The sequence below is a fragment of the Shewanella sp. N2AIL genome (assembly GCF_022690845.1).
GTDB lineage: Bacteria > Pseudomonadota > Gammaproteobacteria > Enterobacterales > Shewanellaceae > Shewanella > Shewanella baltica.
The window spans coordinates 115234-127857 of sequence record NZ_JALBYT010000005.1 but is presented as its reverse complement, the minus strand read 5'-3'; the positions used below and the strand labels follow the sequence as shown (position 1 = coordinate 127857).

General features: G+C 49.2%; 5 protein-coding genes. All 5 read left to right on the top strand.

The window, feature by feature from the left end; translation table 11 throughout:
• Positions 1 to 253: 253 nt before the first annotated feature.
• On the top strand, positions 254 to 2650 hold the full coding sequence (locus MO387_RS05270) for a TonB-dependent receptor (RefSeq protein WP_011982022.1): 2397 nt from the start codon (positions 254 to 256) through the stop codon (positions 2648 to 2650).
• 119 nt (positions 2651 to 2769) lie between these two features.
• Complete coding sequence (locus MO387_RS05265) at positions 2770 to 3729, top strand: carbohydrate kinase (RefSeq protein WP_107946169.1); 960 nt, start codon at positions 2770 to 2772, stop codon at positions 3727 to 3729.
• 253 nt (positions 3730 to 3982) lie between these two features.
• Positions 3983 to 4516, top strand: coding sequence for a molybdopterin adenylyltransferase (mog, locus tag MO387_RS05260; protein WP_006083754.1), 534 nt, complete (start codon positions 3983 to 3985; stop codon positions 4514 to 4516).
• A gap of 208 nt (positions 4517 to 4724) precedes the next feature.
• Positions 4725 to 10343: an alpha-2-macroglobulin gene (locus MO387_RS05255; RefSeq protein ID WP_107946170.1), complete on the top strand. Its 5619-nt coding sequence runs from the start codon at positions 4725 to 4727 to the stop codon at positions 10341 to 10343.
• Entirely contained in the window at positions 10340 to 12622 is a 2283-nt protein-coding gene (gene pbpC, locus MO387_RS05250; protein ID WP_107946171.1) for a penicillin-binding protein 1C, read from the top strand. The genes MO387_RS05255 and pbpC overlap by 4 nt, the downstream gene beginning before the upstream one ends.
• Positions 12623 to 12624 lie beyond the last annotated feature (2 nt).

Genomic DNA, 12624 nt, shown 5'->3' with positions numbered 1-12624 from the left:
TCTGTCACATTTCTTCAATTAATCAATGCTTTGACCTAGTGCACCCAGAGTGCGAACCAAAACTGTGCAAAAAACGCACTTGCTTTTTGTTGTTAAGTTGCTAACTTGTTAACTTAATCGATTAAGTTGATTCAGAGTTAAGTTCAATATGACCTTGAGCAATCACTAAGATGGTTCTTCGATTAATCACAATTCGGTAGAGGCAGCCATGGGGAGATAGGGCTGCATCTCAAATATGGGTGGGGACATAAAAATGATAAAAAGCACATCACAGAAATTCTTGTTAAGTACATTGGCCGTGTTGGTGAGTTCTCACCTTTGGGCTGCCGAAGCACCACAACAGGAAGAAGCCAAGAAAGACGCGTTAGGTTTAGAAAGAATTACCGTGACTGGGGTTGCCCGCGGCACTCGTGTTATGGACTCGAGTGTGTCAGTCAGCAGCGTGTCACTGGCTGAGCTGGAAGTGAGCTCACCACGTTCATCGGCCGAGGCATTTCGTATTATTCCGGGGATGAAGGTTGAGTCTACTGGTGGCGAAGGTAACGCTAACATTGCCGTGCGTGGTTTACCTGTGGCGTCTGGTGGTGCTAAGTTCCTACAAATTCAAGAAGATGGATTGCCAATCCTACAGTTTGGCGATATCGCCTTCGGTAACGCAGACATCTTTTTACGCTTAGATTCAACAGTGCAAACCATTGAATCTATCCGTGGTGGCTCGGCATCGACTGCAGCCAGTAATGCGCCCGGCGGCATTATCAACGTGATCAGTAAAACGGGCACCTCGGATTCGGGCAGTGTTGCTACCACTCTAGGGCTGGATTACGACACTTTCCGTACCGACTTTGAATACGGCACTAGCATCAACGACAGCCTGCGTTTCCATGTGGGCGGTTTTGTGCGTACGGGCGAAGGCCCACGCGACGCTGGCTATAACGCTAACAAAGGCGGCCAGATCAAAGCTAACTTAACCAAAGAATTCGATAAGGGTTACGTTCGTCTGTATTTCAAACATTTAGACGATAAAAGCATTGGTTACTTACCTATGCCTATGTACTCAGATGGTAGTTCAATCCCAGGTTTTGATGCTAAATCCGATGCGATTCAATCCGCGTATTTCCAATCAACCTTGAGCTTAGGTGCCGACGGAGAACGTCGCCGTGGCGATATGCGCGATGGCATGAATCCTGTGGTTAATTCTGTCGGCTTAGAAGCATCATTCGATTTAGGTAACGATTGGCAGGTGGAAAACCGTTTCCGCTTCTCCGATGTGAGCGGTAACTTCATCGCGCCATTCCCCGCCGAAGTGGCCAACGGTAGCGACATCGCCACCAGTATTGCAGGCACTGGCGCTAAGTTGATTTACGCCAATGGCCCTAATGCTGGTAGTCAGATGGACGGTTTAGCCATGCGTATCAATACCTTTGATGTGCAGATGAATGACTTTGGCTCAATCGTAAACGACTTCAAATTGACTAAAACCTTCGACGATACCAGCGTGACCTTAGGTTATTACAATGCGGTGCAAAACATCAGCATGACCTGGATGTGGAACTCTTATCTGATGGAAGTGAAGGGCGATAATGCCGCGCTATTAGATGTGGTTGCCGCCGATGGCACGGCGTATTCTGACAATGGCCTCTATGGTTATGGCGTACCTTACTGGGGAAATTGTTGCCAACGTAATTACGATACCGACTACACCATTAAAGCGCCTTACCTCGCGTTAGCCTCGAGTTTTGGTGACTTATCGCTTGATGCCAGTGTGCGTTATGACAGCGGTGATGCGAGCGGTAACTACGCAGGTAGCGTGCAATCGCAAGTGGATATGAATCTCGATGGGGTGATTTCAATCCCTGAGCAGAGCGTGTCTTCCATCGACAATGCGAATCCTCAGCCAGTAAATTACGATTGGAGCTACACCTCTTACTCATTAGGTGCTAACTATCAGTTTGCCAGTGACTTAGCTGCTTTTGCACGCTTGAGCCACGGTGGCCGCGCCAATGCCGACCGTCTGTTATTTGGTAAAGTGCGTGCCGATGGTTCAGTGGCGAAGGAAGATGCGGTTGATATCGTTGACCAATATGAGTTAGGTGTTAAGTACCGTTACGATGATTTGTCTGTGTTCGCGACGGCGTTCTACTCTGAAACCGAAGAGCAAAACTTTGAAGCCACCAGCCAACGTTTCTTCGACCGTAAGTACAAAGCCAAAGGTATCGAAATCGAGTCTGCCTATTTTATCGGTGACTTCGACTTTAGAGGCAACCTAACCTGGACCGATGCTGAGATTGCTAAAGATGCATTAACGCCAGAAGTGGTGGGTAACACCCCAAGAAGACAGGCTGACTTTATCTACTCTTTGATGGGCCGTTACAACTTTGACCAAGGTTCAGTGGGCGTTAACTTAATCGGTACCACGGATTCTTATGCTCAAGATAATAACGACTTAAGTTTCGACGGCTACAACCAAGTAAATGCCTTTGCGACTTACAATCTGACCGAAGCTATGAGTGTGTCTTTAAACGTCAACAACTTGTTTAATGCCACTGGTATTACTGAAGCGGAAGAAGGCTCAATCCCTGATAACAATATCATCCGTGCCCGTACCATTAATGGCCGCACCACGAGTGCGACGCTTAAATACGAGTTCTAAGCGGATCTTGCTACAGAAACTGTTTTTACAGAAAAAATGTTAAGCCCAAAACAGCCCATGAAAGTGGGCTTTTTGCCTGCTACAGAATGCAGAATATAGAATACAAAGTTGGAGTGGAAATGACGGAATTACTCAGTTTTGGTGAGGTGTTAGTGGACTTGCTGCCAACCGATGCCACGGGCAAACATCATCAGCCGATTGCGGGTGGCGCGCCCGCTAATGTGGCCGTGGGTTACGCTAAACTCGGCGGTAAGAGTTACTTTGCCGGTGGCATCAGCGCCGACCATTATGGCGTTATGTTAAAGCAAGCCTTAGCGGATCAGGGGGTGGCGACCGATTATCTTGCCGAAGTGCCGGGCGCCGCTACCGCGACTGTGCTGGTGAATTTAGATGAACAGGGTGAGCGCACCTTTGAGTTCAACCGAAATGGCACAGCCGATATGCGCTACAGCAATCAGCATTTTGACAATATCCCATGGCAGGGGATTGATATCTTTCACCTTTGCTCGAATACCTTTACCGAAACCGCCATCTTTAACACTAGCCTTTATGGTGCGCGTTGTGCCAATGCATTCGCGACTTTAGTGAGTTTCGATGTGAACCTGCGTTTATCCCTGTGGCAGGATACGTCCTTGCTGGCCGAGCGGGTTGAGCAGTGTTTTCGCTACACTCAAGTGCTGAAAATGAGCCGCGAAGAAGCGGACTATTTAGCGCTGGCGCGGGATAAGAGCTTTGAAGATTATCTGCAGTTCTGCCTCGCCCAAGGGGTTGAGGTGATTTTGGTCACCGATGGCGCCAACCCAGTGCAATGCATCACAGCGCAGCAAAGGTTTAGCGTACCCGTCCCCAAAATCTCAGCCGTCGATACCACGGCCGCGGGCGACAGTTTTATCTCAGGCTTCCTGTTCGCCTTAGGCTTAGAGCTGGAATACGATTTAGGCAATTTGACCTTGAAACAAAGGCTCGAAAGCAAAGCGCACTTAGAGGCGGCGGTGGTGTTTGCAACTCGCTGCGGCGCGATTACCTGCGGACAAAAGGGCGCGTTTCCCTCCTTACCTACGTTGGCGCAGGTTAGCTAAACCTGCCTGTATTAACGATAAAATCCAAGGCGAGCCTGTTGAGTTGACCTTGGATTTTTTGCCTTTTAGATTTTCCGCTCGTCATTTTTCAATAGCATAGCGCGAACCTAATCACGTTTTAGTCGCCCCCTTTTCCGAGCATTTATGCTATTTTAGCTGCGACTTAAGGTCGAAGCTGCAGCGGCTTCTTCCATGCTAGATGTCGACATTTTTATTTCGGTATGTTTTATTTCAACATCATTGGGGATTTCCTATGAGCAAAGCAAAAATCGGTATTGTGACGGTAAGCGATCGCGCCAGCGCGGGGATTTATGAAGATATCTCAGGCAAGGCGATTATCGACACGCTCAACGACTACCTCACCAGCGAGTGGGAGCCGATTTATCAAGTGATCCCCGATGAGCAGGATGTGATTGAAGCGACGCTGATCAAAATGGCCGACGAGCAGGACTGCTGTTTGATTGTCACCACGGGTGGCACAGGACCTGCGAAACGCGATGTTACCCCTGAAGCCACAGAAGCCGTATGCGATCGCATGATGCCTGGCTTTGGCGAGTTGATGCGTGCTGAATCCTTAAAGTTTGTACCGACAGCCATTTTATCGCGCCAAACCGCAGGTTTACGGGGTGATTCTTTGATAGTGAATTTACCCGGCAAGCCAAAATCGATTCGCGAATGTTTAGATGCCGTGTTCCCCGCCATTCCGTACTGTATCGACTTGATGGAAGGCCCGTATTTAGAGTGCAACGAAGCCGTGATCAAGCCATTCAGGCCTAAGGCTAAGTAATCTATTGAGATGTTAGTTTAAACTTGGTTGCTGTCAGTCTAGGCAGACGCTGCGGCGGAGCTGTGGATGGAAATACATAGCCCACGCAAAATCGTATATGGGTTGTAACATCTAGCCCCATTCGCCTCGGTTGATGTGGGTATTTATTTAATTCGTGTTGGTCATACTGCCATTGGATGCATCCGCGGGGATGTAGGAGAAATTAGGGATGAAGACTCTGTTAGCAAATATTTTTGGTCATTGGCAATCACCACCTTGGATGCGCTGGTGCAAAGCTCATCCAGGCAAAAGTGTCGGTAGCCTATTAGCCCTATTATTCGTTGCAGCAGGCCTATGGAAGGCGTGGGATTGGTATCAGCATTTACCTAAACCACAGACTGTGCAGTCTAGAATATTCGCGCCGTCATTGACTAATTACGAGGCTGAGACGACTCAGGTTGCACCGCTCGTCGTTCGTTTTAGCGATTCAGTTGCCCCCCTAGATAACATAGGCAAACCCTTGAATAAGGGCGTTCATTTGAGCCCCGCTATTGCTGGTCAATGGCGCTGGGCGAGCGATAAACATCTACAGTTTCAACCGGATGGTGACTGGCCAGTGGATCAAGCCTACGATCTCACACTGGATAGTGACACATTATTAGCCAGTCATATCCTACTGGATAAGTATCGCCTCGAGTTTAAGACCGCTCCCTTTAGTGCCAATATTAGCGATGCCCGCCTTTACCATGATCCGAATCAGCCCAATATTCAAAAGTTTGTCGCAACCGTTCATTTTAGTCATCCCGTCGCAACACAAACCGTTAAGCCAGCTTTGTCTGTACTGTTAAGCCCAGGTTTAACCTATAGCCAAGACAGTGATTATGAGCTGACCTTCGATGATAAACACCTGAATGCCTATATTCACTCGGCGCCTTTAGCGACGCCATTGGAACCGAGCTCGGTTAAGTTAGAACTGAGTAAAGGGATTAAAGCGGCAACTGGCGGGAATCCGGCCGCAGAAGGCAGTACGCAGGTTAGTGTACCGGGACGTTATCAGTTGAGTTTTTCCGCGGCACAAATTGGTTTCGCCTATAACGATAAGGAAGAACCTGAGCCTGTACTGACCATGGAGAGTTCTCGTCCCGTGGGAGATGAGGCACTTAAAGGCAAGGTCGAAGCTTGGTTGTTGCCTCAGAAAGACCCCCAAGGGAATACGTACTGGAATACTCAAAATGTCACTGACTCAGTGTTGCTGGCAGCACCTAAAGTGTCTTTGAGTCAAAACCCTGGAGCGGAAGGCCTTAACCAGTTACATAGTTTTAAATTTAAAGCACCTGTTGGTCGTTATCTTGCCATCAAGGTGGCTAAGCATGTGGAAGGTCAGGGTGGCTATTTGTCCCGTGATGCCGCTTTTTCCGTGGTGCGTATGCCGGAATATCCCAAGGCGCTTTCGTTCCTCGGCGAGGGCGCGCTACTAACGTTAAATGATGATCAACGTTTAGGTTATTTCGTGAGAGGTGTTGCAGATGTCAGGATTGAGGTCGCTCAACTGTTGCCCGATCAACTTCATCAGCTGGTGGATCAGAATTCGGGAATTTTCACGGCTCAGTATTTTAACAATGCCGCCTTCGATCGACTGGTGACGCGCACGGAAATAACCCAAAGCTTCGCATCGACTGATCCCGCTAAAACCTCCTATGGTCAGGTGGATCTTAAATCCTACTTCGCGGATAAGCGCGGCATTTTTGTGCTTAAGTTAACGCCCGCCGAAGAGAATAATTACGGTACCTTCGACGATTATCCACGTGAGGCCCATGATTTACGTTTTGTGGTAGTCACTGATCTGGGGATTTTGGCTAAGCGCAGTGTCGACGGCAGTTTGGATATATTTGTGCAGTCATTATCCAAGGGCTTAGCGATTGCCGATGCCAAGGTGGAAGTGGTCGGACGCAACGGTCTGCCAGTGGCACAAGGACTTACTGATCCACAAGGCCATGTGCATTTACCTCAGTTAGGTGAATTGCGTCGTGAAAAGACGCCGCTTTTCTATCGGGTAGAAAAAGCCGGAGATGTGTCTTTCTTGCCGATAGGCGATTGGCACCGTCAGCTCGATATGTCCCGTTTTGATATTGGCGGTAGCTACGAGAGTGAAGATCCTAATACGCTGAGTGCGTATCTCTTTACTGACCGTGGGTTATATCGCCCAGGTGAAACGGCCCATGTGGCGAGTTTAGTCAGGAGCCAGAGTTGGGCAGCCTCTTTTAAGGGCTTGCCGGTCAAAATGGTGGTGACAGATCCGCGTGGCATTAATGTATTAGATCGCACATTTAATTTAGACACGAGCGGTTTTAACAGTTTGGACTTTAGCAGTTCCGAGGCCGCAGTGGCAGGTGATTACACTGCCAGCTTATCGTTAATCCGCGATAAACATCGTTTGACTCGTTTGGGTGAGGTGAGCTTTAAAGTTCGCGATTTTGAACCTGATCGTATCAAGGTCAGAGTAACCCTAGGTGCGACGGATGGCGGCACTGGTTTAGGGTGGTTAAAACCTGAGGACGTGTCGGCTAAGGTTCAGGCCGAGCAGCTGTTTGGTGGACCTGCGGGTGATCGACGCGTGACGGGTGAAATTGTACTGTCGCCCACGGATATTAGTTTTAAGCAATGGCCAGGTTATTACTTTGGTGTGTTAGGTGAGTTGAAAGAATCCTTCCGTGAGACCTTAGCGGAAGTGAACACCAATGAAGAAGGCGTTGCAGGGCTGAATCTCGCCTTAGATCGTTTCGGACAGACGACGTTCAAGTTGCATCTGCTCGCAAAAGTGTATGAGGCAGGATCCGGTAGAGGTGTGAGTGCTCAAGATCAGGCGCTGGTCTCGAGCGCCGATATGCTACTGGGTTATCAAGCCGATGGTGATTTGGGCTTTATTAGCAAAGGTGGAGAGCGGCATCTTAAGCTAGTGACTGTGGGTCAAGATTTACAACCTCGAGCCGTACAACTTAAGGCTGAACGTATTGCTCGACGTTGGGTCTCTGTGTTAGTGAAGCAAAATGATGGCACGTATCGTTATGAGTCACGTCGTAAAGATACGCTATTGGAAAGCACAGATTTACAGCTTGAGCAGGGTCAACTCGATTTGTCTCTCGATACGCGTGAGTCTGGTGATTACCGATTAAGGATCATCGATGCCGAAGGGCGCCAGCTTAATCAAATTGACTATAGTGTTGCGGGTCAGGGAAATGCGAGTCGTGCCTTAGAGCGTAATGCTGAACTCCAGCTCAAGTTAGACAAAGATGAGTATCAACCCGGCGAGACGATCAAACTCGCGATTCAAGCTCCCTACACTGGTGCGGGTTTGATCACCATTGAGCGAGATAAAGTTTATGCATTTAAATGGTTTAAAGCAGATAGCAGTCGCTCGGTGCAATCGATCCAATTGCCAAAGGGGATAGAAGGCAATGCCTATGTAAACGTGCAGTTCTTGCGCGCGCCAGACTCAGATGAGATTTTTATGAGTCCGTTATCCTATGCGGTTAAACCCTTTAAGATAGATTTAGGCGAACGTCGTCAGCCCTTGTCGTTAAGCCTGCCAGAGCAGATGAAGCCGGGTAATGATCTAAAGATTGCCTTGAACTTGTCTACAGCCTCAAAAGTCGTGGTCTTTGGGGTGGATGAAGGCATATTACAAGTCGCCCGTTATCAAACTCCCGATCCGTTAGGACACTTCTTTGCTAAAAAGGCGTTGACGGTAAACTCGAGCCAAATCTTAGACTTGTTATTACCAGATCTTAACGTGTTAATGCGTAATGCCGCACCGGGCGGCGATGCCGAAGCCTTGCTCGCTGCAAATTTGAATCCGTTTAAGCGTAAGCGTGCATCGCCAGTCGTATATTGGTCTGGACTACAGGAGCTCAGCGCCGGTGAACAGCAGTTTAATTACAGTGTCCCCGATACGTTTAATGGAAAGATTCATTTCTTTGCCGTCAGTGTGACTGACAGCAATATGGGTGTTGCCGAAGCTTCTGTTCACGTGAAGGCGCCAGTGGTGATGAGTCCAAATGTGCCCGCGTTTTTGGCTCCAGGTGATGAGGCCGAAATCACACTGGGTCTCTACAATACTGAGCCTACATCTACCCATGTCCAAGTGGCGCTATCTTTGGAGGGGGGATTGACCCAGCTAGAGGGTGCTGAGCAATCGTTTGATATTCTACCGGGACAAGAGGCGACGGCGCGTTTCAAACTCAAGGCGATTGAGCCTCTGGGAGAGGCGAAGTTGCATTGGACGCTCAAGGGTGAACAAGGAGATTTCCAGATTGGAGAGAGTATTTCAATCCGGCCTCTAGCCACGAATCGCGTGCAGTTGCAGACGGCAGTGTTGGATAGTGCTGAGAAGCAATTATCGCTGGAGCGTAAGTTATTTGAGCCTTTTAGCCGCAAAGAGGCGGGACTGCAAAGCAGTCCCTTGGTCTGGGCGCAGGGATTAAGTGCTTATCTCGATAGTTATCCCCATGCCTGTACCGAACAACTGGTATCTAAATCTGTTCCAGCCCTGATATTAGGGAAACCGCAGGAGAATTTCCCCGCCTTTAATCAACTGATTGCTCAGCTCCGTAGCCGCCAGAACAGTGAAGGTGCCTTCGGTCTATGGGCGGCAAATCCCGTTGTCGAACCTATGGTATCCCTGTATGTCGTGGATATGCTATTGGACGCCAAAGGCAATGGCTATGCTGTGCCGCAGGACATGCTAGAGAGAGCCAACGGCTATTTATCAGTGCTGAGTAGTGGCCCGAGTAGTGGTTTGAGCGAGTTGCGTCAGCGCGCCTACGGCACTTATCTCTTGGCTCGCCAAGGTGTGCAGGTCAGTGGTGCTCTGGCTGATATTCGCGATCGATTACAGCGTTATTATCCTAAAGATTGGCAGTCTGATATTGCAAGTGCTTGGCTAGCGGCGAGTTTTACACTCATGCAGCAACAGACGCTGGCTAAGCCGCTGTGGGAAGCACAAACATGGGAATTGATGCAGAAAACGCCGAAGCGTTTCGATCTATATTTAGATCCTTTGGTCCATGATGCTCAATTGCTAACCCTAGTCGCCCGCCACGCACCAGAACGCCTTGAGAAGCTACCCGAGGGATTCTTAGAACGTGTGGGTAATTGGCTATCGGCACAACGTTATACTTCTCTATCTGCAGGAACCTTAGTACGAGCACTGGCGGCTTACGATCAGCAAGCAAGCAGTGGTGAGTTGACGTTAACCGCTCAAGTGGCGGACAAGTGGCTGCTGCAAACTTTGCCCAAGACTGAGTTACCGTTTACTACCGATAAGGTCAAAGTCCAAAAGACGGGTGCTGCCGATGCATTCTACATGTTGATGGAAGCGGGTTTTGATAAGCAGCCCGTTGCCGCTTTCAGTCACGGTTTAGAAGTGAGTCGCGATTATCTCGATCTTAAGGGCGAGCCGCTTAAGGGATTGAAAGTCGGAGAGGAGTTCTTAGTTCGATTGCGACTGCGTGCGACGTCGCTCGAACAGTTGGAACAAGTCGTTGTTATCGATCTGCTCCCAGGTGGTGTTGAGCCAGTATATAGAGACAAAGGTGAAGAATTCAGTGGTTGGCAGCCGCCAATAGGCGTTGGCGAACGGAGTGATTGGTCACCTTCTTGGCTCAATGTCCGTGAGGATAGAGTCGTATTGTATGGCACGGCTAGCCGTGATGTGGGCACCTTTACTTATAAAGCTCGCGCAACCAATGTTGGCCATTTCCAAGTGCCAGCTGCCTATGCTGAAGGGCTGTATGATCCTCTGCAACAAGCACTGGGGGCGGGCAGTGAATTAGTGATCTCTGCTCCATGAGATCCGTTTATCTAGCCTTAGTCGCCCTAGCCGTTATATTGCTAGGGCTTAGACTTTGGCCTGCGCAGCCATTGAGTCAACTGATGCCCAGTTCACGTGAGGTGTTGGCTGCCGATGGCTCTTTAATGCGCCTGACCTTAGCCACTGATGGCCAATATCGACTCTGGCAAGATTTAGAGGATATCTCCCCCATCATGATTAAGGTCATGTTGTTAAAGGAAGATCGCTATTTCTATTATCACCCAGGTGTTAATCCAGTCGCATTAGTACGTGCCATGTTAGCCACTTATGTGGGCGGTGATCGTCAAGGTGCCTCGACCCTGACTATGCAGTTAGTTCGTCGAGTTTATGATATTAACAGTCGCACTGTGTCGGGCAAATTAGAGCAGATCTTGGCGGCATTTTGGTTAGAGGCTCGTTATAGCAAGCATGAGCTATTAGAGGCTTATCTTAACCTCGCACCCATGGGGGGCAATATCGAAGGGGTTGGTGCTGCAAGTCAGATTTATTTCCATAAAATCGCGGGTGAGTTGTCTTTGAGCGAAGCCTTGAGCTTAGCGGTTATGCCTCAGAGTCCGGCGCGTCGGGCTCGATTTCAGGCAGACTTTCAAGCGGCAAGGGATAGGCTGGCGCTATTTTGGCAGCAGACCTATCCAGATGATCCTCGCAATCAAGGCTTGCTGGTGTTGACGGCCCTAGGTGCTGAACGCAACGAGCTGCCTTTTAAGGCGCCCCATTTTACTCGTCGACAACTACGCCAAGACGCGACCATTATTCACACGACAATAGAGCCTAAGTTACAAACGCTGCTGGAACTGCGAATTCGTCAGTATGTTGCGGGTAAGCGCCATTTGGGCGTGAATAATGCCACAGCGCTATTGATCGATACCCGTGATCAGGCGATTAAGGCTTGGGTGGGATCCGCTGATTTTTTTAATCCCATGATTTATGGTCAGGTTGATGGTGTTGTCGCCCGTAGATCTCCGGGTTCAACTCTGAAACCCTTTCTCTATGCGTTAGGTTTAGATCAAGGAATTATTCATCCCCAAAGTATCATTAAGGATGCGCCTACCGCTTTTGGGAGTTTTGAACCGGAGAATTTCGACCATCGCTTCACGGGCCCTATTAGTGCCCACGATGCTTTGATCAAGAGCCGCAATCTACCTGCCGTGTGGTTGGCAGGGCAGTTGACTCGTCCTAATTTGTACGGCTTTTTACGACAAGCCCAGATACTTGGCCTAAGGGGAGAAAGCCATTATGGGCTGGCACTTGCCTTAGGGGGTGGCGAGCTGACTATGATGGAGCTTGGCAGACTCTACCTAATGCTGGCGAGTGAGGGACGATATTATCCTTTACGGGAGAGGACAGATCAGCCCATCAATCCGCCGAGCACTCAATTATTGAGTCCAGCGGCGAGCTTTCTTGTATTGGACATGCTTAAAGACAATCCACGCGCCGATGGTTTACCTAAACAGGGCTGGCGTGTGGCTTGGAAGACGGGCACCTCTTGGGGATTCCATGATGCCTGGAGCGCTGGCGTCGCTGGCCCCTATGTATTGGTGGTCTGGGTAGGGAATTTCGATGCAACGCCGAATGCTGCTTTTATTGGTGCTGAAATTGCTGGGCCATTATTTTTTAGTATCAGTGATGCTTTGCAGGCAAGTCTGCCGAGTACCGCCGATAAAGCCTTAGCTCAACCTAGTACAGTGAAAAAAGTGAACATTTGCGCTGAGTCAGGTGAGTTGCCTAACCTGTGGTGCCCTAAAGTGGTTGAGGGTTGGTTTATTCCCGGCGTTTCACCCGTCAAAGTGTCTACGCTACATCGTCCCGTTTGGGTTGATAATCAAACGGGTATGGCAGTGTGTCCACCCTATGATACTCAAACCCAGCACCAAGAAGTCTTCGCGTTCTGGCCTTCGGACATGGCGAGTTTATTTGAGCAGGCGGGGTTACCACGTAAGTTGGCGCCACAGTTGCCCGAATCTTGTTGTAACACTATTCAGCTCACTAACATAGATCCTGTTATTCGCTCCCCCCTGAGAAATGTCACTTATAGCTTGAGGCAAAGTCATTTAAATGAACATATTGCATTGAAGGCCGATGCCGCATCCGACGCGAGTATGTTGTACTGGTTTGTTGGGCGGGATCTCATCGGCCAAAGCTTACCGAAACAGACCTTAGAGTGGCGGCCCTCGACGGCGGGTGACTATAAGTTATCAGTCACTGACGACAAGGGTCGCAGTGCGAGTTTGAATCTTAATGTCAGCATCTTGCAGTAACC

Excerpts from the sequence above, each read along its gene's own strand:
- MO387_RS05270 (WP_011982022.1), top strand. The coding sequence starts at position 254 with ATGATAAAAAGCACATCACAGAAATTCTTGTTAAGTACATTGGCCGTG.
- MO387_RS05265 (WP_107946169.1), top strand. The coding sequence starts at position 2,770 with ATGACGGAATTACTCAGTTTTGGTGAGGTGTTAGTGGACTTGCTGCCA.
- pbpC (WP_107946171.1), top strand. The coding sequence starts at position 10,340 with ATGAGATCCGTTTATCTAGCCTTAGTCGCCCTAGCCGTTATATTGCTA.
- mog (WP_006083754.1), top strand. The coding sequence starts at position 3,983 with ATGAGCAAAGCAAAAATCGGTATTGTGACGGTAAGCGATCGCGCCAGC.
- MO387_RS05255 (WP_107946170.1), top strand. The coding sequence starts at position 4,725 with ATGAAGACTCTGTTAGCAAATATTTTTGGTCATTGGCAATCACCACCT.